Origin of the sequence: Pseudomonas sp. SJZ080 (genome assembly GCF_007828295.1) — a bacterium.
Taxonomy (GTDB): Bacteria; Pseudomonadota; Gammaproteobacteria; order Pseudomonadales; family Pseudomonadaceae; genus Aquipseudomonas; species Aquipseudomonas migulae_A.
This window is the reverse complement of sequence record NZ_VIUK01000038.1, coordinates 1-24,588: the sequence shown is the minus strand read 5'-3', so window position 1 is coordinate 24,588 and position 24,588 is coordinate 1. Positions and strand designations below refer to the sequence as shown.

General features: G+C 60.1%; 24 protein-coding genes. 12 read left to right on the top strand and 12 right to left on the bottom strand.

All coding sequences use genetic code 11. The annotated features are described in order from the left end of the window. Nucleotides 1–51: 51 nt before the first annotated feature. The gene (locus tag FBY04_RS30240; RefSeq protein ID WP_038980472.1) at nucleotides 52–525 is read left to right on the top strand and encodes an Lrp/AsnC family transcriptional regulator; all 474 of its coding nucleotides are present in this window, start codon (nucleotides 52–54) and stop codon (nucleotides 523–525) included. A 139-nt stretch (nucleotides 526–664) separates the two neighbouring features. Here FBY04_RS30240 and lpdA read toward each other — a convergent pair whose 3' ends face one another. Continuing rightward, nucleotides 665–2,065, bottom strand: coding sequence for a dihydrolipoyl dehydrogenase (lpdA, locus tag FBY04_RS30235; protein WP_145319135.1), 1,401 nt, complete (start codon nucleotides 2,063–2,065; stop codon nucleotides 665–667). 217 nt (nucleotides 2,066–2,282) lie between these two features. Here lpdA and hflK (FBY04_RS30230) point away from each other — a divergent pair, with 217 nt between their 5' ends. The 5 genes from hflK (FBY04_RS30230) to cfaB all read left to right on the top strand — a co-directional run bounded on the left by hflK (FBY04_RS30230) (nucleotide 2,283) and on the right by cfaB (nucleotide 9,618). Then, nucleotides 2,283–4,241, top strand: a complete 1,959-nt coding sequence (gene hflK / locus FBY04_RS30230; protein ID WP_145319160.1) for a protease modulator HflK — start codon at nucleotides 2,283–2,285, stop codon at nucleotides 4,239–4,241. Then, nucleotides 4,238–5,278, top strand: coding sequence for a protease modulator HflC (gene hflC, locus FBY04_RS30225; RefSeq protein WP_145319132.1), 1,041 nt, complete (start codon nucleotides 4,238–4,240; stop codon nucleotides 5,276–5,278). The genes hflK (FBY04_RS30230) and hflC overlap by 4 nt, the downstream gene beginning before the upstream one ends. Continuing rightward, nucleotides 5,275–6,333 carry a protease modulator HflK gene (gene hflK / locus FBY04_RS30220; protein WP_084317663.1) on the top strand — a complete coding sequence of 353 codons (1,059 nt, stop codon included), beginning with the start codon at nucleotides 5,275–5,277 and terminating at the stop codon, nucleotides 6,331–6,333. The genes hflC and hflK (FBY04_RS30220) overlap by 4 nt, the downstream gene beginning before the upstream one ends. Next, a complete protein-coding gene (locus FBY04_RS30215) occupies nucleotides 6,330–8,240 on the top strand; it encodes a heavy metal translocating P-type ATPase (protein WP_145319128.1) in 1,911 nt (636 codons plus the stop codon). Before hflK (FBY04_RS30220) ends, FBY04_RS30215 begins: the two co-directional genes overlap by 4 nt. A 190-nt stretch (nucleotides 8,241–8,430) precedes the next feature. Then, nucleotides 8,431–9,618: a C17 cyclopropane fatty acid synthase CfaB gene (gene cfaB, locus FBY04_RS30210; RefSeq protein WP_145319125.1), complete on the top strand. Its 1,188-nt coding sequence runs from the start codon at nucleotides 8,431–8,433 to the stop codon at nucleotides 9,616–9,618. Here the strand turns inward: cfaB and cls are convergent. After that, nucleotides 9,615–11,054, bottom strand: coding sequence for a cardiolipin synthase (gene cls / locus FBY04_RS30205; protein ID WP_145319122.1), 1,440 nt, complete (start codon nucleotides 11,052–11,054; stop codon nucleotides 9,615–9,617). The two genes, cfaB and cls, sit on opposite strands and share 4 nt — an antisense overlap. 131 nt (nucleotides 11,055–11,185) lie before the next feature. Between cls and FBY04_RS30200 the strand changes: the two genes are divergently transcribed. Further along, nucleotides 11,186–11,707, top strand: coding sequence for a DUF3617 domain-containing protein (locus FBY04_RS30200; RefSeq protein ID WP_145319119.1), 522 nt, complete (start codon nucleotides 11,186–11,188; stop codon nucleotides 11,705–11,707). A 79-nt stretch (nucleotides 11,708–11,786) separates the two neighbouring features. Here FBY04_RS30200 and FBY04_RS30195 read toward each other — a convergent pair whose 3' ends face one another. From FBY04_RS30195 to folE2, 7 genes are read right to left on the bottom strand one after another with little or no spacing between them, the layout of a single operon-like run. Continuing rightward, nucleotides 11,787–12,677: a His/Gly/Thr/Pro-type tRNA ligase C-terminal domain-containing protein gene (locus tag FBY04_RS30195; RefSeq protein WP_084317667.1), complete on the bottom strand. Its 891-nt coding sequence runs from the start codon at nucleotides 12,675–12,677 to the stop codon at nucleotides 11,787–11,789. Between the two features lie 17 nt (nucleotides 12,678–12,694). Continuing rightward, entirely contained in the window at nucleotides 12,695–14,032 is a 1,338-nt protein-coding gene (locus FBY04_RS30190) for a dihydroorotase (protein WP_145319116.1), read from the bottom strand. 2 nt (nucleotides 14,033–14,034) lie between these two features. After that, entirely contained in the window at nucleotides 14,035–14,595 is a 561-nt protein-coding gene (locus tag FBY04_RS30185) for a DapH/DapD/GlmU-related protein (protein WP_084317669.1), read from the bottom strand. Beyond that, the gene (locus tag FBY04_RS30180; RefSeq protein ID WP_084317670.1) at nucleotides 14,592–15,467 is read right to left on the bottom strand and encodes a metal ABC transporter substrate-binding protein; all 876 of its coding nucleotides are present in this window, start codon (nucleotides 15,465–15,467) and stop codon (nucleotides 14,592–14,594) included. The genes FBY04_RS30185 and FBY04_RS30180 overlap by 4 nt, the downstream gene beginning before the upstream one ends. Nucleotides 15,468–15,478: 11 nt before the next feature. Further along, entirely contained in the window at nucleotides 15,479–16,345 is an 867-nt protein-coding gene (locus tag FBY04_RS30175) for a metal ABC transporter permease (RefSeq protein ID WP_145319113.1), read from the bottom strand. Continuing rightward, nucleotides 16,345–17,013, bottom strand: a complete 669-nt coding sequence (locus FBY04_RS30170; RefSeq protein WP_145319110.1) for a metal ABC transporter ATP-binding protein — start codon at nucleotides 17,011–17,013, stop codon at nucleotides 16,345–16,347. The genes FBY04_RS30175 and FBY04_RS30170 overlap by 1 nt, the downstream gene beginning before the upstream one ends. Beyond that, on the bottom strand, nucleotides 17,010–17,906 hold the full coding sequence (gene folE2 / locus FBY04_RS30165; protein WP_145319107.1) for a GTP cyclohydrolase FolE2: 897 nt from the start codon (nucleotides 17,904–17,906) through the stop codon (nucleotides 17,010–17,012). The genes FBY04_RS30170 and folE2 overlap by 4 nt, the downstream gene beginning before the upstream one ends. Nucleotides 17,907–17,991: 85 nt before the next feature. On the opposite strand from folE2, the gene FBY04_RS30160 reads away from it, so the two are divergent. Beyond that, nucleotides 17,992–19,188 carry an N-acetylmuramoyl-L-alanine amidase gene (locus FBY04_RS30160; protein WP_145319104.1) on the top strand — a complete coding sequence of 399 codons (1,197 nt, stop codon included), beginning with the start codon at nucleotides 17,992–17,994 and terminating at the stop codon, nucleotides 19,186–19,188. Here the strand turns inward: FBY04_RS30160 and FBY04_RS30155 are convergent. Next, nucleotides 19,185–19,562, bottom strand: a complete 378-nt coding sequence (locus FBY04_RS30155; RefSeq protein ID WP_145319101.1) for a glutamine synthetase — start codon at nucleotides 19,560–19,562, stop codon at nucleotides 19,185–19,187. The two genes, FBY04_RS30160 and FBY04_RS30155, sit on opposite strands and share 4 nt — an antisense overlap. Nucleotides 19,563–19,705: 143 nt before the next feature. Here FBY04_RS30155 and zigA point away from each other — a divergent pair, with 143 nt between their 5' ends. Next, entirely contained in the window at nucleotides 19,706–20,914 is a 1,209-nt protein-coding gene (gene zigA, locus FBY04_RS30150) for a zinc metallochaperone GTPase ZigA (RefSeq protein ID WP_145319098.1), read from the top strand. Then, on the top strand, nucleotides 20,914–21,564 hold the full coding sequence (locus tag FBY04_RS30145; protein ID WP_084317677.1) for a DUF1826 domain-containing protein: 651 nt from the start codon (nucleotides 20,914–20,916) through the stop codon (nucleotides 21,562–21,564). The genes zigA and FBY04_RS30145 overlap by 1 nt, the downstream gene beginning before the upstream one ends. Before the next feature lie 4 nt (nucleotides 21,565–21,568). On the opposite strand, the gene FBY04_RS30140 is transcribed toward FBY04_RS30145, so the two are convergent. Further along, nucleotides 21,569–21,925: an NADH:ubiquinone oxidoreductase gene (locus tag FBY04_RS30140; RefSeq protein WP_145319095.1), complete on the bottom strand. Its 357-nt coding sequence runs from the start codon at nucleotides 21,923–21,925 to the stop codon at nucleotides 21,569–21,571. A 27-nt stretch (nucleotides 21,926–21,952) separates the two neighbouring features. Here FBY04_RS30140 and FBY04_RS30135 point away from each other — a divergent pair, with 27 nt between their 5' ends. Beyond that, nucleotides 21,953–22,918, top strand: coding sequence for a GTP-binding protein (locus tag FBY04_RS30135; RefSeq protein ID WP_145319092.1), 966 nt, complete (start codon nucleotides 21,953–21,955; stop codon nucleotides 22,916–22,918). A gap of 84 nt (nucleotides 22,919–23,002) precedes the next feature. On the opposite strand, the gene FBY04_RS30130 is transcribed toward FBY04_RS30135, so the two are convergent. Then, nucleotides 23,003–23,416 (bottom strand): DUF3301 domain-containing protein, encoded by a 414-nt coding sequence (locus tag FBY04_RS30130; protein WP_145319089.1) that lies wholly within the window; start codon nucleotides 23,414–23,416, stop codon nucleotides 23,003–23,005. Nucleotides 23,417–23,534: 118 nt separating this feature from the next. On the opposite strand from FBY04_RS30130, the gene pdxY reads away from it, so the two are divergent. Then, nucleotides 23,535–24,407: a pyridoxal kinase PdxY gene (gene pdxY / locus FBY04_RS30125; protein ID WP_084317681.1), complete on the top strand. Its 873-nt coding sequence runs from the start codon at nucleotides 23,535–23,537 to the stop codon at nucleotides 24,405–24,407. Nucleotides 24,408–24,588: the final 181 nt, after the last annotated feature.

Sequence of the window (24,588 nt, the reverse complement as noted above, 5' to 3'; positions counted from 1 at the left end):
TTGGCATAACCTGCCATTCAATGACCACTGAACCATCAGGATCTGCCAAAGATGAAACTGGATGCCTACGACCGCAAGATTCTCGCAGCCCTGCAACGGGATGGCCGGTTGAGCAACGTGCAACTGGCGGACGAGATCGGTCTGTCTGCATCGCCTTGCTTGCGTCGGGTACGAATGCTTGAAGAAGCCGGGGTGATTCGCGGCTATCAGGCCAATCTGGATCGCGATGAAGTCGGGCTTGGGCTGACGGTGTTTGTCGGGGTCAAGGTTGAGCGCCACAACGATGAGCAGGCCGAGGCTTTTCGTCTGGCCGTGACGGCGTTACCCGAGGTGATTTCGGCGTTTCTGGTGTCAGGGGAATCGGATTTTTTGCTGCAGGTGGTGGTGCCGGATCTGCGTGCGTACGACCGTTTTCTCACCGGGCGATTGCTGAAATTGCCGGGCGTGAGTGACATCCGCAGCAACTTTGCGATTCACACGGTGAAAACGCCGGGGGCGTTGCCTTTGGAGCATTTGCCGCTTTAGACCGAGTTGCCCCCATCGCGAGCAAGCCCGCTCCCACATTAGATCGGTGGTGTTCACAAATAACGTGCTCACAGCAGATCTAATGTGGGAGCGGGCTTGCTCGCGAAGGCGGTCGACCGGCCCCGACACATCTCCAACCTTACATCTGCGTAGCCATCCCCTCCACATTCATCGCCGCCTGACGCAACGCCTCGGAACGCGTCGGATGAGGGTGACAAGTCAGCGCAATGTCTTCCGCGGAGGCGCTGAATTCCATGGCCACGCAATATTCGCCAATCATTTCGCTGACACTCGGGCCCACCAGGTGCACACCGAGAATTTCATCGGTGCGCTCGTCGGCCAGCACTTTGGCGAAGCCTTCGGTCTCGTGGTTGATCTTCGCCCGGCTGTTGGCGGTGAACGGGAATTTGCCGACCTTGTACGCGCGGCCTTCAGCCTTGAGTTGCTCTTCGGTCTTGCCGACGCTGGCCAGCTCCGGTCGGGTGTAAATGACGTTGGGAATCAGGTCGTAATTGACCTCGCCGGCCTTGCCGACGATCTGCTCGACACAGGCCATGGCTTCATCTTCAGCCTTGTGTGCGAGCATCGGCCCGGACGTGACATCACCAATGACCCACACGCCTGGCACTTCGGTGCGATGGCCCTTATTAGCGAGCATGCCGCGTTTATCCGTAGTGAGTCCGACGTTCTCCAGGCCCAGGCCCTGGGTGTAGGGCCGGCGCCCGATGGCCACCAGCACGTAATCGGCTTCCAGCAACTCGGCGGTACCGCCGGCCGCCGGTTCAACGCTGAGTTGCACGCCTTTTGCCGAGGTGGTGGCGCTGGTGACTTTCGAACTCAGCTTGAAACTGATGCCTTGCTTGCTCAATGAGCGTTGAAGGGTTTTGCCTGTTTCAGCGTCCACACCGGGGCAGATCCGGTCGAGAAATTCGACCACCGTCACCTGTGCGCCCAAGCGTCGCCACACCGAACCCAATTCCAGGCCAATGACCCCGGCGCCAATCACCACCAGATGCTTGGGCACTTCGGACAAGGAAAGCGCACCTGTGGAATCGAGGATGCGTTGGTTGTCGATCTCTACGCCGGGCAGGGGAGTGGGTTCCGAACCCGTGGCAATGATGATGTCCTTGGCGCTCAGCTCGGTTTTACCACCCTGGCTATCCGTTACCTTGACTTTGCCCGGGCCGTCGATATGCCCCCACCCCTTGAGCCAGTCGACCTTGTTTTTGCGAAACAGGAACTCGATGCCCTTGGTCAGCCCGGTCACGCTTTCATCCTTCTGTTTCATCATTTGCGCAAGGTTGAGCGTGGGTTTGACCTCGATCCCCAGGTTGGCAAATTCCGCGCCCATGGCTGCATCGTACAGTTCGGAAGCATGCAACAGCGCCTTGGACGGCATGCATCCGACGTTCAGGCAGGTACCGCCCAGGGTGGCGCGGCCTTCGACGCAAGCGGCTTTGAGGCCCAACTGGCCGGCGCGGATTGCTGCGTTGTAACCACCGGGGCCTCCGCCCAGAATCACGACGTCATAGCTGCTCATGTATTTGCTCCTGGATTGAATGGGAATCGGGCTGGATAAACGTAGCTCGCAGGTAAAATTACGAGCGTAATATGTGCGCTTCTCGGTCTTTCGGTCAAGGCTTCAGCCAAGCGACAGGTCGAGCATCTTTAGATAGAGCGATTTAGTACAAAAATTTCACGACTTTCGTTATATCGTAACGAATTGCGACTTGAGCAAAGAAAAATACTGGGGTGGTATGCAAGTCGATCTCGAGGTTGAGGGAGCAGCGGTAGCCGGGTTGCCGCGCTTTCAACAGGCAGTCTTTCAAGGGCGACGATTGCGACAGTTGGCAATCGGCCTTGGCGCGCTCGCAGCGACAGGGTTGGTGCTGGCGTTTTTTGTCGGGCTGTTTGTGCCGCAGTCGTTTTGGCCGGCGTTGCTGGTCAATCAGAGCGCCGGTCTGCTAGTACTGATCGCCGGGCTGCAATCGGCGTGGTGGGTGGCGCAATGGCGCGCACGGGCGATGAATCCCCCGGCGCTGCCGGTGGAAATCGAAGTCGCTGACGCTCCGGTGGGCTGGTATGAACAACTGCTGGAGCGGATCAGCCAACGATCGACGCGGATGCTGGTGCAGATCGGCGCACCGACGCTGTGGCTCGGTGGCTGGGCGTTGTTGGCGCTGTTCAGCATCAACCAGATCTGGAACCTCGCGCTACCGCCTGCCGCGCCAGGCTTTTCGGCAAATATCGGCGCTGCATTGTCGTTGCTGCTGGCTTTCGGTTTGCTGGTGCTGGAGCGGCAGCTTGCCCAGGAAAACGTGGCCCAGTGGCCTGAAGCAGGGCAGTTGGGACAGCTGACTCGCGTGGCAATCATCAGTCTTGTGTTGAGCGCATTGTGTCTGTTGTTCGGTAATGAAGTGTCGGTCTGGCCGGTTCGGCTGGCGGTGCTGATCGGGTTGCTGCCGGGGCTCGTCGCGGTCGAACTGTTGCTGCGTGCAGTGCTGTCATTGTTCAGTCCCCGGCGCGAACAACTGGAGCCTGCGTTGCTCGCCCGAAGCTTCGTCGCCGACATGCTGCGCTGGCCGCCACAACCCCTATTGGCGTTGCAGCATGAATTGCATAACCGCTTCGGCATCGATCTGCGGCAAATCTGGGCGTTCACCTACATGCGTCGCGCGTTGGTGCCGGTGCTGGCGGTGGTTGCCATTGTCGGTTGGTCGCTGACCGGCATTCACGAAATACCCCTGCAAGGGCGGGGCATTTATGAGCGTTTCGGCAAACCGGTGGAGGTGTTCGGTCCCGGCTTGCACGCGGGTTTGCCGTGGCCGCTGGGTCGAGTGTTGAGTGTCGAGAACGGCGTGGTCCATGAGTTGGCCACGAGTGTGGGCGAAGCGGCAGCACCCATTGCGGCGGCGCCCGCTGAAGGTCCGGCGCCGGCAGTTGCCAATCGTTTGTGGGACGCCAGCCATGTAAATGACAAATCCCAGGTCATCGCCAGCAGCCGTGCCGACAAGCAGAGCTTCCAGATCGTCAACATGGACGTGCGGTTCGTTTACCGCATCGGCCTGTCGGATCAAGCCGCGTTGGCCGCGACCTACAACAACGCCGATGTACCGGCGCTGATCCGCAGCACCGCCAGCCGGATTCTGGTTCACGATTTCGCCTCGCGAACCCTCGACGGTTTGCTCGGTGAGGACAGGGTAGGGCTCGCCGAAGAGATTGGCCGCGCGGTGCAGGCGGACCTGCAAACACTTGGCAGTGGCGTGGAAATTCTCGCGACCGTGGTCGAGGCGATTCATCCACCGGCCGGCGCGGCCAATGCTTATCACGGCGTGCAAGCGGCACAGATCGGCGCCCAGACGCTGATCTCACGCGAACGCGGCGCAGCCGCAGAGGCGACCAATCAGGCGCAATTGCAGGCCAGCGTCGCTCGCGATCAGGCGACGGCCAACGCTCGTGAAATCAATGCAGCTGCGCAAGCAGCCGATCTGAAATTCAGCGCCGAGCAAAAAGCCTATGCCAGCGCCGGCCAGGCGTTCGTGCTGGAGCAGTATTTCAGCCAGCTTTCCCAGGGACTGGCCAACACCCGGTTGCTGGTGCTCGATCATCGTTTGGGCGGCAGCAACAACGCGCCGACCATCGACCTCCGAACGTTCACGCTGCCGGCTGACCCCGCGCCGTCGCGTCAAACTGCTCAGCCAGGAGCTGCCAAATGAGCCAGTCGCACACACACGATCATGCTGATCACGCCGGGCACGATCACGACCATGGCGGGCATCACCACGGGCATCACCATCATCACCACGGCGATCCGCAGGAAGCCGGTCCCTTCCCGTGGCGGCGCATGGGCTGGGCGGCGTTGCTGGTGGCGTTTGCCATCGCGGCGGCGAGCCTGGTGCAAGTGCGTTCCGGCGAAGCCACGGTCATCACGCGCTTCGGCAATCCTTCGCGGGTGTTGTTGGAGCCGGGGTTGGGCTGGCGCTGGCCCGCACCTTTCGAAGCGGCGATCCCTGTCGATTTGCGTCTTCGCACTACGTCGAGTGGGTTGCAGGATGTGGGCACACGTGACGGTTTGCGCATCATCGTTCAGGCTTACGTGGCGTGGCAGGTTCAAGGTGATCCGGACAATGTGCAGCGCTTCATGCGCGCGGTGCAGAATCAGCCGGATGAAGCGGCGCGGCAGATTCGTACTTTTGTTGGCTCTGCACTGGAAACCACGGCCAGCAGTTTCGATCTGGCGAATCTGGTAAACACCGACGCCAACCAAGTGCACATTGCTGACTTTGAAGCGCAACTGCGCCAGCAAATCGATCAGCAGTTGTTGACCACGTATGGCGTTCGCGTGCTGCAAGTCGGCATCGAGCGTTTGACCTTGCCGTCGGTAACCCTGACCGCCACGGTCGATCGCATGCGCGCCGAGCGTGAAACAATCGCCACCGAACGCACGGCGATCGGTAAGCGTGAAGCGGCACAAATCCGCTCTGCCGCCGAGCGTGATGCGCGAATCGTTCAGGCCGATGCCACTGTTAAATCCGCTGACATTGAAGCCCAGTCCCGGGTCGAAGCCGCGCAGATTTACGGACGTGCCTACGCCGGATCACCGCAGCTGTATAACTTGCTGCGCTCCCTCGACACCTTGGGCACCATCGTTACACCTGGCACCAAGCTGATTCTGCGCACCGACGCTGCGCCGTTTCGGGTGCTGGTTGACGGTCCGCCGACGCTCGATACCAAGTCCGGGTCGCAGCCATGAGTTTGGTTCCACGTGGAACAAATGAGTTGAGCAGCCCCTGGATTCAGGCCGGGAGATTGGCGTTTCTCGCGCTGTATGCGGTGACGGTATTGGCCGCCTTGGCGTGGGCGTTTTCCAATGTTCGGCAAATCGATCCGCAGAATCGTGCGGTGGTGTTGCACTTTGGCGCGCTGGATCGCATTCAGAATGCCGGCCTGCTGTTGGCGTGGCCGCGCCCGTTCGAGCAGGTCATTTTGTTGCCAGCCGCCGATCGGGTGATCGAGCGGCGGGTGGAAAATCTGTTGCGCAGTGATGCCGCGTTGCAGGCGGACCGGGTCGCCACATTCGCCACGCCGCTTAGTGATGCTCTCGCGGGGTCCGGTTATTTGCTGACCGGTGACGCCGGTGTGGTGCAACTGGATGTGCGGGTCTTTTACAAGGTCACCGAACCTTATGCGTTCGTGCTTCAAGGTGAACATGTGCTGCCGGCACTGGATCGACTTGTGACTCGCAGTGCCGTGGCGCTGACGGCTGCCCGTGATCTGGACACCATCCTGGTGGCGCGACCGGAGCTGATCGGCGCGGGTAGCCAGGCGGCCGAAAGACGTGAGCGCCTGCGTGGAGATCTGGTGCAGGGCATCAATCAGCGACTGGCTGATCTCGCGGCGACCGGGCAGGGCCTGGGAATCGAAGTGGCGCGCGTCGATGTGCAATCGAGTTTGCCGGGACCGGCAGTCAACGCCTTCAACGCGGTGCTGACGGCAAGTCAGCAAGCCGATAAAGCCGTGGCAAACGCACGCACCGAGGCCGAGAAACTCACCCAGACCGCCAATGAACAAGCCGACCGCACGTTGCAGGTTGCCCACGCTCAAGCGAGTGAACGGCTGGCCAAAGCGTCCGCCGACACGGCCACCGTATTGAGTCTGGCCAAGGCGCAACAACAGGGTACCGACCCGCAAATGCTGCTGCGCCTCTACCGCGAGCGCATGCCGAAAATTCTCGGTCAGGCCGGCTCGGTGACCACGGTCAATCCGAAAGACGATTCCCGCCTGATCATTCAGGGAGCTGCACAATGACCGCGCAAACCGCCGCCGCACCGAGTCTGTTGTCTTCGGCCGAACAACGCAGCGCCGCCCGCCAGTTGACCCTGGCCATGCTTGCATTGGGTTTGTTGGCGCTGGGTTTGATCTGGCGCTGGGTATCGCCGGAGCAGACCGGTGTCAGTCAATTGCTGTTGGGTTTTGCCTCATTGCTGGTGGCCGTTCCGGTGATGCGCTCGGCCTGGTACAGCTTGCGTTACCCGAGCTTGCACGGGATCACGGACCAATTGATTGCCCTGGCCATGCTCGGTGCCTGGGCGACCGGTGATCTGCTGACCGCTGCGTTGCTGCCGATCATCATGATCTTCGGCCACGTACTGGAAGAGCGCAGCGTGATCGGTTCCCAGGAAGCGATTCACGCATTGGGCAAACTGACGCGCAGCCATGCGCGCAAGATTCAGGCAGACGGCTCTATCGTCGAAGTCGACAACGGCACGCTCAAGGCTGGTGACCGGGTAGAAGTTCGCGCTGGCGACCGAGTCCCGGCCGATGGTCGTGTGCTCTCCGGTCAGGCGAGTCTCGACACGGCTTCGATCACTGGCGAGTCGGTGCCGGTGGAGGCGGGTGTTGGCATGTCCGTGTTCGGCGGGGCGATCAACCTCGACGGGCTGCTGCGTATCGAAGTGACGCGTACGGGCAGCGAATCGACCCTAGGCAAAGTCATCGCACTGATGCAAAGCGCCGAGCGATCCAAACCGCCGATCACCCGATTGCTGGAACGCTACGCTGGCAGCTACATGGTGTTGGTGTTGCTGCTCGCCGCCGTCACCTGGTTCATTACCAACGATGCCCAGGCGATGCTTGCGGTGTTGGTGGCGGCTTGTCCGTGTGCGTTGGTGTTGTCGGCACCGGCCACGGCGATTGCCGGGGTGGCGGTTGCCGCTCGCCACGGGATTCTGATTCGCAGTTCGGCGTTTCTTGAGGAGCTGGCAGACCTGACCTCGCTGGTGGTCGACAAGACCGGGACGCTGACCTTCGGCACCTTGCGCCTGCAATCCATCGACAGCCCGCTGGAAGATCGCAGTCACGTATTGAAACTCGCCGCCAGCCTCGGCTCTGCCAGCAGTCACCCGGTCAGTCGCGCACTCGCCGGGTTGGTCACTCAGGAACATTTTGTGTTGCTCTCGAACATTCACGAACGGCAAGGGCTGGGCATGGTGGCGATGACGGAGCAGGGCGAAGCGGCACTCGGCCGGCCAGAGTTGTTTGCTCAATTGGGTATTCCCACATCAGCCGTTCCCGAACACGATGGCCCGATTGCCGGGCTGGCGCTCAATGGAGCGTTTCTCGCCTGGCTGTTGCTGGCGGACAGCGTCAAACCTGAAGCGCGTTTCGCCTTGAACGAGTTGCGAGAGCTCGGGCTGGGCCGGCAGCTGTTGCTCACTGGTGATCGCCAGAGTGTCGCCAATACCTTGGCGGGAGACGTCGGGATCGTCGATGTCGAGGCCCAGGCCTTGCCCGAGGACAAACTCAATCGCGTGCTCAAGGAGATCGACAGCGGCTTTCGGCCGATGGTGGTCGGTGACGGCATCAATGATTCGCTGGCTCTCAAGGCCGGCGTGGTCGGCGTTGCCATGGGGGCGGGCGGTGCGGATATTGCCTTGGCGTCCGCCGACATCGTGCTGATCGGCAGTGACCTGCGTCGGCTCGGTACCTGCGTGCGTTTGAGTCGCCAGTGCCGGAACACGTTGCAGGTCAACGTGATCATCGGTCTGGGCTGGACGTTGGCAATTGTGGCCTTCGCCGCATTCGGCTGGCTCGGCGCGGCGGGGGCGATGATCGCGGCGTTGCTGCATAACCTCAGTACTTTGCTGGTGCTGGGAAACGCCGGGCGGCTGCTGCGCTTTCAGGAGCCATTGCTCAAGCTGAAGGACGATATTTGAGGGATTGAACTTTTGAGAACTGTGCGCCCGATTCGTAGTCATCTAGGGTAAGGGCAATCATTTCTGTGAATTTGCGACGGGTTGGTTTGAACGTTGCGGGTCATAGAAAGGGGCTATGAAATCGATAGCCTGCTATTTTTCAAGGATGGTCTAACCTCACAGCAGACGTCTGAAACAAGGGGGATATTCCATGCTCGCGCAACTTCCACCGGCCTTACAGAATCTGCAGCTACCGTTACGCCTGCGACTCTGGGACGGCCATGAATTCAATCTGGGGCCGACGCCCAGCGTCACGATTGTGGTCAAGGACCCACAAATGGTTACCCAGTTCACCCATCCAAGCCTGGACGCGCTCGGAGCGGCGTTTGTCGAGGGCAAACTCGAGCTCGAAGGTTCCATCAGCGACGTGATTCGCGTGTGCGATGAATGGAGTCAGGCATTGTTGAGCGAGGACGACGACAACCAGCCTGTGCGCACCGTCCACGACAAGGAAACCGACGCCAAGGCGATTTCCTATCACTACGACCTTTCCAACGCGTTTTATCAGCTGTGGCTCGACAGTGACATGGCGTATTCCTGCGCCTATTTCGAGACCGGCAGTGAAACCCTGGAACAGGCCCAGCAAGCCAAATTCCGTCATCTGTGTCGCAAGTTGCGCCTGCAACCTGGCGAATATCTGCTGGATGTCGGCTGTGGTTGGGGCGGCCTGGCGCGTTATGCGGCGCGGGAGTTTGGCGCGAAAGTGTTCGGCATCACGCTCAGCAAAGAGCAACTGGCGCTGGCCCGTGAACGGGTGAGCGCTGAAGGCCTGGACGATCAGATTGAACTGCAACTGCTCGACTACCGCGATCTGCCTCAGGACGGGCGCTTCGACAAGGTGGTCAGTGTCGGCATGTTCGAACACGTCGGCCACGCGAACCTGGCCGAGTACTGCAAAACCTTGTTCGGCGCGGTGAAAGAGGGCGGTCTGGTGATGAACCACGGGATCACCGCCAAGCATACCGATGGCCGTCCGGTGGGGCGCGGTGCCGGTGATTTCATCGAGAAGTATGTGTTCCCCAACGGCGAGCTGCCGCACCTGTCGATGATTTCTGCCGAGATCAGTGAAGCGGGGCTGGAGATCGTCGATGTCGAGAGTCTGCGCCTGCACTACGCGCGCACTCTGGATCACTGGAGTGAGCGTCTGGAAGACAATCTGGAAGCTGCCGGCAAGCTCGTGCCTGAGCAGGCGTTGCGCATCTGGCGGCTGTACCTGGCGGGATGCGCTTATGCGTTCGCCAAGGGCTGGATCAACCTGCACCAGATTCTCGCGGTGAAAGCGCACCCCGATGGCAGCCATGAACTGCCATGGACCCGTGACGACATCTACAACCCTTAAAGTATCGGGGAAATAAGCCGGGCGATCCGCATGCCGACCTGCTGCAGGCGGTGGGTCTCCCGGCTTTCTTCTTTGGCGACTTCGTGGGCCTGTGCGAAATCGTCGTTGAGCATCTGTTCCACTTCGCCGGCAAACACGCTGTCGACCGTCAGTAACATCACTTCGAAATTCAGCCGGAACGAACGGTTGTCCAGATTGGCGCTGCCGATGGCGCTGATTTCGCTGTCGATCAACACCACTTTCTGATGCAGGAAACCGGGTTCGTAGCGGAACACCCGCACGCCGGCGCGTACCGCTTCGAAGGCGTACAGGCTGGAGGCGGCGTAGACGATCCGATGGTCGGGCCTCGACGGCAGCAGAATTCGCACATCGACACCTCGCAGCACCGCCAGCCGTAACGCCGCGAACACTGCTTCGTCGGGGATGAAATAGGGGCTGGTTATCCACACCCGTTCCGTCGCTGCGTGGATGGCTTCGACAAAGAATAGTGAACAGGTTTCGTAGGAGTCTGCGGGGCCGCTGGCAAGCAATTGGCAGAGCACGCCGTCGTCCGGATAAACGTCCGGCAGTATCAACGGCGGCAACGACCGCGCTGCCCAGAACCAGTCTTCGGCGAAGGATTCCTGCATGCACGCCACCACCGGCCCGCGCACGCGAACGTGGGTATCGCGCCATGGCGCCAGAGGTGGTTTCTCGCCCATGTATTCGTCGCCAACGTTGTGTCCGCCGACGAAACCGAGCACACCGTCGACCACGACGATCTTGCGGTGGTTACGAAAGTTGACCTGAAAGCGATTGAGCCAGCCGCTGCGCGTCGCGAACGCTTTGACCTCGACACCCGCCTCGCGCAACGGCTGCACGTAACTGTGGGGCAGGGAGTGGCTGCCGATGCGATCGTACAGCAGATAAACGGCAACGCCTTCCGCGGCTTTTTTCAACAGCAGGGTTTGCAGGCGCTGGCCGAGGCGGTCGTCGTGGATGATAAAGAACTGGATCAGCACGGCTTCCTTGGCATGGCTGATGGCTTCGAAAATCGCCTCGAAAGTGTCCGGGCCATTGATCAGCAGGCGGACCTCATTGTTGGCCAGGCACGGCATGCGTCCCAGCTTCGGCATCGCTCTTAATGATGCGTAAGCGTTGGAGGCGCGTGCGGTCAGCGCCTCTTCGACCCAGGGCCGCCAGTTCAACTCGGAGATGGCCTTGCGCATTTCCTCGTTGGCCTGTCGCCGCGCCTTGATGTAGCCATCGAAGGTGCTGCGGCCGAAGACCAGGTACGGGATAAGCGTGAGGTAGGGAATGAACAGCAACGACAGGGCCCAGGCGATCGAGCCCTGGGCGGTCCGAACGGTCAATACGGCATGGATGGCGGCGATCAGCCCTAACGAGTGCAGCAGCGCGATCAGATAACCGAAAACATGCGGTCCAAAATAATCCATGGGGCAGCCTTGCTCCTGAAGATTCAATGCTTAACAGACCATGTTCCGTGCAGAATGTCGCTATTTAATTGGTCCATGAACCGAAGCCTGTGGCTGACGTCTAACAGCCACTACTGATCAGGAGTTACACGATGAACGTTCGTCTGCTGGGTTTGGCCGTGGCTTTTGGTTTGGCTCTTCCTGTGGCCGCTCAGGCGCAGATGCTGCAGCCGGGCTTGTGGGAATTGACCTCGAGCAACATGAAGGTCGATGACCAGAACATGCCGGATTTGCAATTGATCCTCGGCCAGATACAAAGTCAGATCACCCCCGAACAGCGTGCGCAGCTGGAGAAGCAGGGCATCACGATGGGTGGCAAGGGGATCCGCGCTTGCCTGACGCCGGAGCAGGTGAAGAGCGACAACATTCCGCTGACGGATCCGCAATCGGGCTGCAAGCAGGAAATCACCGAGCGCACCGGCAACCAATGGAAATTCCGCTTCAGCTGCCCGAAAGCGCAGGGCGCGGGTGTGGCTACTTTCTTGAGTGATCGTGAGTTCACCACCAAGGTGAATGGCACGTTCAACGCTACGGGCCTTCAGCAGAAGGGTAGCCTTGATACTCGCGCTGTCTGGTTGGGGCAGGATTGCGGGACTGTTAAGCCAAGGGCCTAAAAGCTTCGCGAGCAAGCCCTGCTCCTACAGGGATGGCGTAAATCCTGTAGGAGCGAGGCTTGCCCGCGAAGGCGTCACTTCAAACACTGGCAATCCCTATGGACCTCAGCCAATTGCACACTGCATCAACCGCCATCCTGCCAAAATCCTCCCCGGTGCGACTGCGCACACTGACAAACCCGCCTTCTTTTTCTTTCTCCCCGATCACCACCAGATACGGCACTTGCTGACTGTGCTCGCGAATCTTGTGACGGACCTTCTCGTTACGCAGATCGGCGCGAGCGCGTACGCCGCTCCGGCGTAACGCTTCAGTCACCGATTGTGCGTACTCCGCCTGACGATCATCCATGCTGACGATCATCACGTGCGGCGGTGCCCGCCAGTTGTCCAGTTCCTCCTGGCAGGACCAGCAGGTGCCATAGATCCGTTGTGGTGACGTGCCGCTGATGTGATCGAGCGCGAAGGCCTGCAACACACGTGTGGCGGGAACATGCGGCCCCGTCGACACACACTCGAAGTCTCCCAGATGGTAGGACGATGACTGTTCGGCAGACATCGCGCGGCGGCGTATCGAATGATTGGTAGCCGCCAGTGTCCTCATGCGCGCTTCAATGGCAGCAAGGTCGACCAGGTTTAAATGACGTTCAAACTCGAATTCATGGAAGAAGCCATCACCCAGCACCGATCCCGTCTGCAAATGTGCTTTTGGATAAAGCTGTTTCACGGCCATCGCCAACACCAAGGCGCAGGAGCGGCGAAGAATCTCCAGCCCGTCGGGCTCTTGCGGCGTGACGATGCTGACCCGGGCATCGGCTGCGAGAATGAATTCACAATCCACCAACACGCCGTCAACCCTTCCCGCGACAGCCGCCTTGGCCAGCCCGGGACCGATACTCGCGGCGAGTTCGTACACCGACAATGGTTGGTCGAATTCACGCAATGAACCATCGCTCAGGGTGATGTGAATCATGTTGGTGCTCTCGGGTGCTAGCGCATAAACCGTAGTGGTAAACCCTGACAGTTGTCATTAAGACATTTGTCTCGCCATGCGATTTGTCCGGACACCAGTGTGGTGCTGACGCTGTGGCGAAAGCGTCGTCGGGCAAAGGGCGTCCAGCCGCATTGAGACAGAATCGGCTGCTCAGAGACGGCAATGCCGTCAGGCTCCGGTTTGATCAGCACCAGGTCTGCCCAATAACCTTCGCGCAAATAGCCTCGGTCGGGAATAGCAAACAGATCAGCGACACGGTGACTGGTCTTGTCCACGAGCACTGTGATCGGCAACAACTCGTCTGCCACCAACTCCAGCAACGCGGGGAGGGCGTGCTGCACCAGCGGCAGACCGGACGGCGCCTGACTGTAGGGACGTTGTTTTTCGGCCCAGGTGTGCGGCGCATGATCGCTGCCGATGACGTCCAGTCGATGGCTCAGCAACGCATAGCGCAAGGCATCGCGGTCAGCCTGAGTCTTGATCGCCGGGTTGCATTTGATCTGGTTACCAAGGTCCGCGTAGTCGCGATCATCGAAGAGCAAGTGGTGCAGGCAGACTTCGGCGCTGATGTGTTTCTGCGACAGCGGTTTGTCTTCGAACAACGCCAGTTCCCGTGCGGTGGTCAGGTGCAGAACGTGAAGTCGCGTGCCGTGACGCCTGGCCAGATCCACCGCCATTGATGACGAGCGAAAGCAGGCCTCGGCATTGCGGATCACGGGATGCGCCGCGGCGGGAATGTGTTCGCCGAGCAGCGCTCGCAGATTCGCCGCGTTGGCCTCGATGCCGGGCGTGTGTTCGCAGTGAGCCAACAGAATTGTCGGCACCTCGGCGAACAGCCGTTCGAGAACCCTCGGATCGTCCACCAGCATGTTGCCCGTGGACGCGCCCATGAACACTTTGACGCCGGCCACTTCGCAAGGATTGAGTGCGGCGACGGTGTCGAGATTGTCGTTGCTTACACCGAAGTGAAAGCCGTAGTTGGCCACCGAACTGATCGCCGCTCGACGCTTCTTGTCGGCGAGTGTGGCAAGGGTCAGTGTCGCCGGATGGGTGTTGGGCATGTCCATGAAACTGGTGATGCCACCGGCCACCGCCGCCCGGGATTCGGTGTAGAAACTGCCCTTCTCGGGCGAGCCGGGATCGCGGAAGTGCACCTGATCATCGATCATTCCGGGCAACAGCCACTGGCCGTCAGCATCGATTTCTACGGCTGCATTTTCCCCTTCGATGCTGCTGGCGATCTTGACGATGCGGCCATGGCTGACTAACAGATCACCTTCAAATTCTCGACCTTCATTCACCAGCCGGGCATTGCGAATCAGCACACTGCTCATGGTCAGAACTCGTTTTGCAGGGCTTTGTAGCCGCGCACCAGATCGACATTGGTGCGCGCCACATCCTCGGAAAATTCCGAGGCGCTGACGCTGACCGGCGGGAACTGCGACAGGTCGGTGTTAGGCCCGATGCGGGTGGTGGAGGGCACGTAAAAATCCGTGGGCAGGTCGCGCCCGTCGACCACCGAGTTGTGCCGCACCACGCAGCCGTCACCGACCGCGCAGTTGAACAGCACGCTGTTGAAACCGATAAACACCCGGTCGCCGACCGTGCACGGACCATGAACGATTGAACGGTGAGCAATCGAACTGAACTCGCCGATAGTCACCGCCGCCCCGGACTTGGAATGAATCACCACGCCATCCTGGATGTTTGAATTTGCACCAATGGTGATCGGCTCCATCGCGCCCGAATCGTCCACTTCATCGGCGCGGATCACGGCGTAGGGGCCGACGAAAACGTTCTCGCCGATCACCACTTTGCCGCAAATGATCGCGGTCTTGTCCACGTATGCAGATTCGGCAATCAGCGGCAAATCGCCGGAAGGGTTCTTGCGGATCATGGTTTGCTCAACGCCTCGTATAGCGTGTTGAGGTTGTACTCGAACAGCCCGGTGAAGGTGCTGGCCGGACCGCTTGCGGCGAGCGCATCGGAGTACAAGGTGCCGCCAATGTGCGCGCCGCTTTCATCGGCGATCTGCTTGAGCAGACGGGCGTCCTTGATGTTTTCCATGAACACGGCTTTGACCTTGGCCTGACGAATCTGGGTGATCAGCGCCGCCACTTCCGCAGCCGACGGTTCGCGTTCGGTGGACAGACCTTGTGGTGCCATGAAGTCGATTCCGTACGCCTGACCGAGATAACCGAACGCGTCATGGGACGTCACGATCTTGCGGTTGCCCGGCGGCAGCGATCCGAGCTTGGCTTTAGCTTCGGCGAGCAGCGCGTAAACCTGTTTCAGGTAGGCCTGGCTGTTGCGTTCGTAGTCGGTTTTGTTCGCCGGGTCGGCGGCAATCAACGCTTTGGTGATGTTGCTGATGTACAGCTCGGCGTTCGCCAGGTTGTGCCAGGCGTGAGGGTCGGGAACGGTCTCGCCGTCTTCATCCAGCGAGCGCGGAATGACACCGCGGCTCGCGCTGATGACCGTGGCTTTGGTTTCAGTACTGGTCACCAGGCGGTCCAGCCATGGCTCGAAACCCAGGCCGTTTTTGATGATCAGTCTGGCTTTGAGCAGCGCCTTGGCGTCGTCCGGTGTCGGCTCGTACGTGTGGGCATCGGCGTCGGGGCCAACCATGTTGGTGATCTGGATATGCTCGCCGCCGACTTGATGAGTCATGTCGGCAAGGATGCTGAAGCTGGTCACCACCTGCAGTTTTTCCGCAGCGGACAGCGACATCGACAGCATCAAACTGAACAGCACGAGTAAAGCGCGCATCGGGCAACACCTCATTGGGATGTGAGCAAAGGCGGGCGGCGCAGCAAACCGTGCACCGGTCCGAACACCACGGACAGCAGATACATACCGCCAGCCACCAGCACGATGGCCGGGCCGCTGGGCAGTGAGTAGTAGAACGACAGCAATAATCCCAGCCACACCGAAAGGCAGCCGAGCAGCGCGGCGATGCCCATCAGCACGGGCAAGCGCCGGCTCCAGAATCGTGATGCAGCGGCGGGTAACATCATCAGGCCGACGACCATCAGCGCGCCGATGGCTTGGAAACCGATGACCAGATTCAGTACCACCAGTGTCAGAAACACGCCGTGGGCCAAGGGACCGAGCCGGCTGACGGTTTGCAGAAAGAGAGGGTCGAGGGTGTCCAGTAGCAGCGGCTTGTAGATGAGCGCCATGGCGATAAGGCTGAACCCTGAGACCCACAACATGCCGGTCAACGTGGGGCCATCGACTGCCAACGCCGAGCCAAAGAGCAGGTGCAGCAGGTCAAGACGTTTGCCGGCGATGCCGAGGATCAGCACACCGCTGGCGAGGGAAATCGGGTAGATCGCGGCGAGGCTCGCGTCTTCTCGAAGCCCGGTGCGACGGGTGATCCACGCGGCGAGGCCGGCCATGCTCAGTCCTGCACCGAGGCCACCGAGGGTCAGCGCTGGCAGACTCAGTCCGGCGAACCAGAAGCCAAGCGCAGCGCCGGGCAAGATGCCGTGTGCGACCGCATCGCCGATCAGGCTCATGCGCCGCAGGATCAGAAACACCCCGAGCGGTGCCGTGCTGCATGCCAAAACCAATCCACCGAGCAGTGCCCGGCGCATGAACACGAACTCGTGGAAGGGTTGCCAAAGTTGAGTGGCGACGAGCATCAGGCCACCTGCGTTTGGGGTTGTTGGCGGATCAGGTCGACGCTTGGGCCGAGGACGCAACCGCTGCTTTTGATCAACAGCGTTTGAGGAATGTGTAGGCGAACGGCGGCCAGGTCGTGGCACACGACGACCAGGGTTCGGCCTTCGGCGTGCCAGGCGTGGATGTGTTTCCACAGCAGTGACTGACCGAGTTCGTCGAGGGCGGCGTGGGGTTCGTCGAGTAACAGCAAGGGGGCTTCGGCGAGGCTTAAACGAGCGAGCAGGGCGCGCTGCAATTCACCTCCGGAGAGGGCCATCAACGGGCGCTGTTCCAGACCGGTCAGGCACCATTTTTCCAGCACAGCTTTAAGACGGAGGTTTCGGACTTCGGGTGGTTGTTTGCTGCCCCAGAAACCGGCGGCCACCAACTCTTGCAGACTGATGGGGAATTGCCGATCGAGGTGTTGTTGCTGGGGGAGGAATGAGAGTGAACCTTTGCGTGGAACATCAAGGATGACTTTGCCGGTCAGTGGTTTTTGCAGGCCGGCGATGACTTTCAGCAGGCTGCTTTTTCCCGAGCCGTTGGCACCGATGACGGCGGTCAGGCTGCCCTTGGGCAATTCGAAATCCACAGGCGGTGTCAGCGGTTGTCCGGGTGCTCCCCAGCGCAAAGCCTCGCAGCGAATCATGCGGCCTCCCAGTTCCAGCGACTTTCGGCGACAGCATCGTGGGCGTGCAGGCTTTCTGCGTGGACGACTTTCAGGTGAAAGGCGTTGATGCCGGGCGATCGTTTCAACGCCAGATTCAAGCGTCGAACGGCGTCTTCACAGAACATCAGGTTTTGGCCATTAGCCAGGGCGAAGGCTTGTTCGTCAGCGCGCTTTACGGCGGTTTGCACGGCGGTGCCCAAGGCTGCTTCGGCATCGTTGATCAACGCAATCAGTGGCAGGTCATCCAGATAGTCGTCGAGACGAAGCTTCAGCTGCGCATTGCTGCGCTGGCTATGAGGTGTCGCGACGATGCCTTTTGTGGAGCCAAGCCAAGCTAAAACGTAGGCGTGTTGCAGTGACTTATTGGCAAAGTCATCGACGAACTGCTGTTGAATCAACTGTCGAGACAGCGCGGCTGAGCACGGACAGGTCGAGGAATAGGAGATGTCGATTTTTAGTTCCACGTGGAACATCGCGTTTTTCAAACGCGCTTCAATGCTGACTGGATAGCTTTTCCAACCGGACAAAGGACTGATGAGCGCCGGCCGTTTGAGCAGTAAATCAGCGTGAATGTTCAGGTAAGCGTTATTGGACAGACCTTCATGCGTATCGAGAAATTGCTGCAATACACGCCTTAACAGGGCAGGTGTCAGGTTTTCCTGCTCCAGCATTTCCAGCGCCAGGTACAGCCGCGACATGTGAATACCCCGCGCTTCTCCATCGTCGAGGCTCACGCCCGCGTCGGCCTTTGCGCTCAATCGTTGGCCATCAAACAAAACTGGAAGAGCAATGCCGCACATGCCCACCCATTCAAGTGGCAGGGCTTGGCGTGAGGCCTGCGCGGCGATATCCGGCAGAGTCAGCGCATTCATGAGCAGGTCCATCGTGGAAGTCGGATCGACATGTTATGTTATTACATTAAAATCGACTACGCCTTTTTCACGAGCCGCTTTCACCATGCACAGACGTCACTTGCTCAACCTGATCCTGGCCAGCGCGGCCTTCGCATTACCCTTCGGTGTTGGTGCCACGCAAATTAGCAACGCGCGGCTTTGGCGCTCGGACGACAAACTGCGCCTGGTGTTCGATCTGAGCGGGCCGGTTCGCTACAAGACTTTTTCCCTGAGCGCGCCCGAGCGGTTGATCATCGATCTGAGCGGCGCCAACCTCAGTGGTGACTTCAGTCAATTGGCCCTCGGCGATACGGTCATTCGTTCGATCCGCTCCGGACATTTTGGTCTGGGCGATACGCGGATCGTCCTCGACCTCAGCGGCCCGGTGCAGCTCAACAGCTTTCTGTTGCCGCCGCAGGACGGGCAAGGCCATCGGCTGGTGCTCGATCTGAAGACAGCAGCGCCACTGCACATCGCCGCTGCGCCTGCGGTAGCTGTCGACAAGGCTCACCCCAAGCGGGACATCATTGTAGTGGTCGACCCCGGCCATGGCGGCAAAGACCCTGGCGCGGTCGGTGCCAAAGGTGAACGCGAGAAAGACGTGGTGCTGTCCATCGCACAACTGTTGGCCAAACGGCTGAAGCGCGAGAAGGGCTTCGACGTAAAACTGGTGCGCAATGACGACTTCTTCGTCCCGCTGCGCAAGCGCGTGGAGATCGCCCGCAAACACAACGCCGACATGTTCATCTCGGTGCATGCCGATGCGGCGCCGCGGCTCACCGCTTCGGGGGCGTCGGTGTATTGCTTGTCTGAAGGTGGCGCGACGTCGGCCACAGCGCGCTTCATGGCGCAGCGGGAGAACGGCGCGGACCTGTTGGGAGCCTCCCGCCTGCTCAACCTCAAGGACAAGGACCCGATGCTCGCCGGGGTGATTCTCGACATGTCGATGAACGCCACCCTCGCCGCGAGTTTGCAGTTGGGCAGCACAGTGCTCGGCAGTCTTGCGGGCATCACCACGTTGCATCAGAAGCGAGTGGAGCAGGCCGGGTTTGCAGTGCTGAAGTCGCCGGACGTACCGTCGATCCTGGTGGAAACCGGCTTCATTTCCAATGCTCGCGACAGTCAGCGGCTGGTCACGACGCGGCATCAGCAGGCCGTGGCAGACGGTTTGTTCGAAGGATTACAGCGCTACTTTCAGAAGAATCCGCCGGTTAACAGTTACCTCGCCTGGCAACTGGAACAGAAAAAAGCTCAGGTCTAGCACCCGGTGATCCTGCTGCAGGTGAACGTTGCACTGCTGCCTCCCGAGCTGGAAAACCGGTTGATGGTGGTCCAGCCAACCCGACGGTTGTAGCCCACCCAGGCCTCACCGTCGGAAGCGATGCCGGTGAAAAACGTCAGTTGTCCGTAGCGGCTGTTGGTCTGCGTCCAATAGCGTTTTCCCGCCCGTTCGAAGCCCCGCAAATAGATCGTGTTGCCGACGGTGTTGACGCTGTAGGCATTGCCGTCGGCATCCACGCAGGCCAGCAGGTTGGCGCTTCGGGTGCATTGGGCCAGGCTAGGGATTTGCGCCCGGGTGTCTACGGCGAGCAGCAGCGAAACGCTCATCAGCGTTAGTTTCAGGGCAGTGCGCATGGGATTTCTCACAAATCGAACGGGCTCCAGCATCATGCCCTTTGTGATGATGGGCAATAGGAGAGTGGCTTGATTGCATTGTTATACTATAACATTGAATTAAGCCCGACACTGTGACCGGGCATCCCCGTGAGGAACTCCTGATGCCCCATCGTCTCCCCGTGACCGTCCTGTCGGGCTTTCTCGGCGCCGGCAAAAGCACACTGCTTAACCATGTACTGCGTAACCGTGAAAACCTGCGAGTCGCGGTGATCGTCAACGACATGAGCGAGATCAACATCGATGGCAGCGAAGTTCAGCGTGATGTCACCCTGAACCGCGCCGAAGAAAAACTCGTGGAAATGAGCAACGGCTGCATCTGCTGCACCTTGCGCGAAGACCTGCTTGAAGAAGTCAGCAAACTCGCCAGGGACGGCCGCTTCGATTATTTGCTGATCGAATCCACCGGCATCTCCGAACCACTGCCTGTGGCGGAAACCTTCACTTTCCGTGACGAAGAAGGGCAGAGCCTGGCCGACATCGCACGGCTCGACACCATGGTCACTGTGGTCGACGGTATGAATTTCCTGCTCGACTATCAGGCCGCCGAAAGCCTCGCTTCTCGTGGCGAAACCCTCGGCGAGGAGGACGAGCGCTCGATCACTGACTTGTTGATCGAGCAGATCGAATTCGCCGACGTGATCCTGATCAGCAAGATCGACTTGATCAGTGGCCGCGAGCGTCAGGAGCTGATCGCAATCCTCGAACGATTGAACTCACAAGCCGACATCATCCCGATGGTCATGGGTGAAATTCCCCTGGAGAAAATCCTCAACACCGGTCGCTTCGACTTCGAGAAAGCTGCGCAGGCGCCCGGCTGGTTGCAGGAGCTGCGCGGCGAGCACATTCCGGAAACCGAGGAGTACGGCATCGCCTCCACGGCCTATCGAGCACGCAGACCTTTCCATCCGCAGCGCTTCTTCAGCTTCATCGACCGGCCATGGGTGAACGGCAAACTGCTGCGCTCCAAAGGGTTTTTCTGGCTGGCGAGCAAGCCGATGGACGCGGGCAGCTGGTCTCAGGCGGGCGGTTTGATGCGCCATGGCTTTGCCGGACGCTGGTGGCGCTTTGTGCCGAAAGCCCAATGGCCGCAGGACGAAGAAAGCACCGCTGCGATCATGGAAAACTGGACAGCCACCACCGGTGATTGCCGCCAGGAACTGGTGTTCATCGGCCAGAACATTGACTTCACCCGACTCACCGCAGAGCTGGACGATTGCCTGCTGACCGATGATGAAATGGTCTCTGGCATCGAGGGCTGGCGATTGTTGCCTGATCCGTTCGGTCCTTGGCATGAAGAGGACGCGGCGTGATGTTGGAGCCGACCTTGAAGTTTCGACCGGTCATGTCTCAGGTTCAGGACGATACGCCGCAAACCCTCGCCCGAATTCTCGATGACGACGTGAACCTCGCCATCTGGCAGCGCCAACTTCCGGTGCATATCGCCGACTTCGGCAGCCTGTTGCTGTCCTTGAACCAGCCGTTGGCCGAGTCGTTGTCGCTGGAAATCGCTGACGAAAACACTGAACCCAACCTCCATGGATTGGCCTCGGGCTTCAGTGATCTCGAGGGCTTTGAAGGTTTCATCGCCGACGTTTCCTGGCTGGTCAGCGCCTTCGCCTGCCTGCTCGGTGCCAAGCGTATTGGCGTGCGTTTGCGGGGTCTGGATAAAGCCATGTGCCCGCGCTTTCACGTCGATCATGTACCGGTGCGCTTGATTACCACGTACGCCGGTGTTGGCAGTCAGTGGCTGAAAGAGGGGGTGATGGATCGTCGCCGGTTGAGCCAGCCCGACGCCGAACCCACGGACAATTCGCTGATTCAGCAAGTCGGCAGTGGCGCTGTCGCCTTGCTCAAGGGCGAGAAGTGGCACGGCAACGAAGGTTTTGGCCTGATTCACCGCTCGCCGCCGCTCGGGCCGGGCGAGCGGCGTTTGATTCTGACCCTCGATTGGCTGGGTTAGCGGCTCATGGCTTGAGCCAGTTGCCCTGGTTCTGGCCTTCGCAAAACGGCTTCAGGTACGCCGCGTCGGTGGCCACGCCGTAATAGTGAATATCTTGCCGGTAAGGCATATTGGCGACTTGAGCATTGCTGCACACGCCGAAGGCGCCGCCGGGGCATTGATCGACGTATTGCACCTCGACTTTCTGGCCAGGAAGGTTGGGCTGACAGAAGCCATCGGCAAAGAGTTTTTCCGGGATGCTTCGGTTCTGCTGACAGACTTTCACGTCCAGTCGCTCAGCCGTGCTATGTACCACGCAAGCCTGGGCCAGCGCTTCGCCGCAAACCAAAGCCAAGAGCAACGCCCAGCCAATCAACCGCATCCTTTACCTCCTCAGAAAACACCGACCATGTTGCAGAACATTCCCACTCACGTCATTGCCGGCCCATTGGGCGCAGGCAAGACCAGTTTGATCAAGCACCTGCTGGCCCAGCGGCCGGCAAATGAGCGTTGGGCGGTGCTGATCAACGAGTTCGGCCAGATCGGCATCGATGCTGCGTTGCTGACCCGGGACGCCGATGGTATCGCACTGGGTGAAGTGGCCGGGGGCTGTTTGTGTTGCGTCAATGGTGCGCCGTTCCAGATCGGCCTCGGGCGTTTGCTGCGCAAGGCACGGCCGGATCGGTTGTTTATCGAACCGTCAGGGCTCGGCCATCCTGCGCAGTTGCTCAAGCAGCTGAATGAGGCGCCGTGGGTCGGCGTGCTGGCGGTTCAGCCCTGCGTGATGGTGCTGGACGCCCAGGCGCTCGCTGCAGGCAAACCGCTGCCGGTGACGCAGCAGGAGGCGTTGAGCGGCGCAGGGTTGTTGCTGTTGAACAAGTCTGAAAATCTCGAGGAGGGTGATCGACAGCGAGTCGTCGCGCAGTTGCCATTACGTCCGTTTTACTGGACGCAGCAGGCCATCCTTCCTTTGGAAGCGTTACCAGGTCTTGAGGTGCAGGCGGTGGCGGGTGTGGATAACTTCATCGCACCCCAAGGAGTGGCGCAGTTGCCGGCAGTCTGGGCCGACCCCGCGTTGCCGATTTGCCTGAGCCAGGAACAGGACGACGGCTGGAGCATCGGCTGGCGCTGGCATCCGAGCCAGACGTTCGATTCAGCGCGCGTTGGCCAGTGGCTCGAAAGCCTTGCGTGGCGGCGGGCGAAGCTGGTTATCCACAGCGGCGAGGGTTGGGTTTCGGCGAATGCCTTGGATAACTCGACGCTCGATTGGCAGCCCAGCCAGTGGCGCCGGGATTCGCGGATCGAACTGATTTTTTCTGAGCCGCAGGATATTGAGTCGCTGCAAAGAGGTTTGGCCGACTGTCGGGCGAATTAAAGATCAAAAGATCGCAGCCTGCGGCAGCTCCTACATGGGAATGCAAAATCCTGTAGGAGCTGCCGCAGGCTGCGATCTTTTGATTTATGGGCGCCACTTGGTGTGTTCTTGCCGCCACTGACTAAGCTCAATCACTTCTGCACGCGGTTTCACCACGTCGACCACCGCAGGCGTGTCGTCGAAGGGCATGGGGTAGGGGGCCAGTTCGATCTGCGCGCTGTGGGCGCCGAATTGGGTGATGGTGCCGTTGTGGCGTGTTTCGCCGGTCACCGTGAACTCGAAGTTGTACACACGGGCCAGACGTCGCCGGCCATTGGCATCCTTGATGAAAGCAATTTTTTTCAGCGCCACGTTGCCATCAAGCAACTCGATCCCGAGATTGCTGCAATGCTGCTTGACCCGCTCCAGCGCGCGCTCGCGCAAGCCATGGTTGTGCCACAGCCACGCGCCGGCGGTGGCGAGCAGCATCAGCACGAAGATATTTCCGAGGGTCAGCATCAACAGGGTGCTCCAACAAGATAGTGCCAGCTTAACTGCGTCGCCGGTCTGTCGTACAGGCTGCGTTTAGTCGCATACTGCGCGGCTCGAATTTCAATCGTTTTACGGAACTCACCGCATGAAACGTACGCCCCATCTGCTCGCCATTCAGTCCCACGTGGTGTTCGGCCACGCTGGCAACAGCGCCGCGGTTTTCCCGATGCAGCGGGTCGGGGTGAATGTCTGGCCGCTCAACACCGTACAGTTCTCCAACCACACTCAATACGGGCAGTGGGCGGGTGAGGTGCTGACGCCACACCAGATTCCTGAATTGGTCGAAGGCATTGCGGCGATTGGCGAGTTGGGCAATTGCGATGCCGTGTTGTCCGGTTACCTCGGCAGTGCGGCCCAAGGCCGGGCGATTCTGACGGGCGTGGCGCGGATCAAGTCGATGAATCCCAAGGCGCTGTATCTGTGCGACCCGGTGATGGGCCATCCGGAGAAGGGCTGCAGTGTGCCGGCCGAAGTCAGCGATTTCCTGCTGGAAGAGGCAGCTGCCATGGCGGACTTCATGTGCCCGAACCAGCTGGAGCTGGACAGCTTCTCGGGACGCAAGCCGCAGTCGCTGTTCGATTGCCTGGCCATGGCGCGGGCGTTGCTGGCGCGCGGCCCGAAAGCGGTGCTGGTCAAGCATCTGGCCTATCCCGGCAAACCGGAGGATGCGTTTGAGATGTTGCTGGTGACGGGCGAAGGCAGCTGGCACTTGAGACGGCCAATGTTGGCGTTTCCACGTCAGCCAGTGGGTGTAGGCGACCTGACGTCCGGGCTGTTTCTGGCTCGCATCCTGTTGGGCGATAGCCTGGTGGCGGCGTTCGAGTTTGCGGCGTCGGCCGTGCATGAGGTGCTGCTTGAGACCCAGGCGTGCGCCAGCTATGAACTGGAGTTGGTGCGGGCACAGGACCGGATTGCGCATCCGCGGGTGCGGTTTGAAGCGACCGCGATCAGTCTCTGAGTTCGGCGTTGAACCCATTCGCGAGCAAGCCCGCTCCCACACTGATTCTTCAGTGAACACAAAATTTGTGTCCGACAAAGATCAAGTGTGGGAGCAACTGTCTTCACCCTGCCATTCGTCACCGCCATTCGGTGCCGTCTCTCAGCATGGCATTCAGTCTGATCAGTAATATTCGCATGCA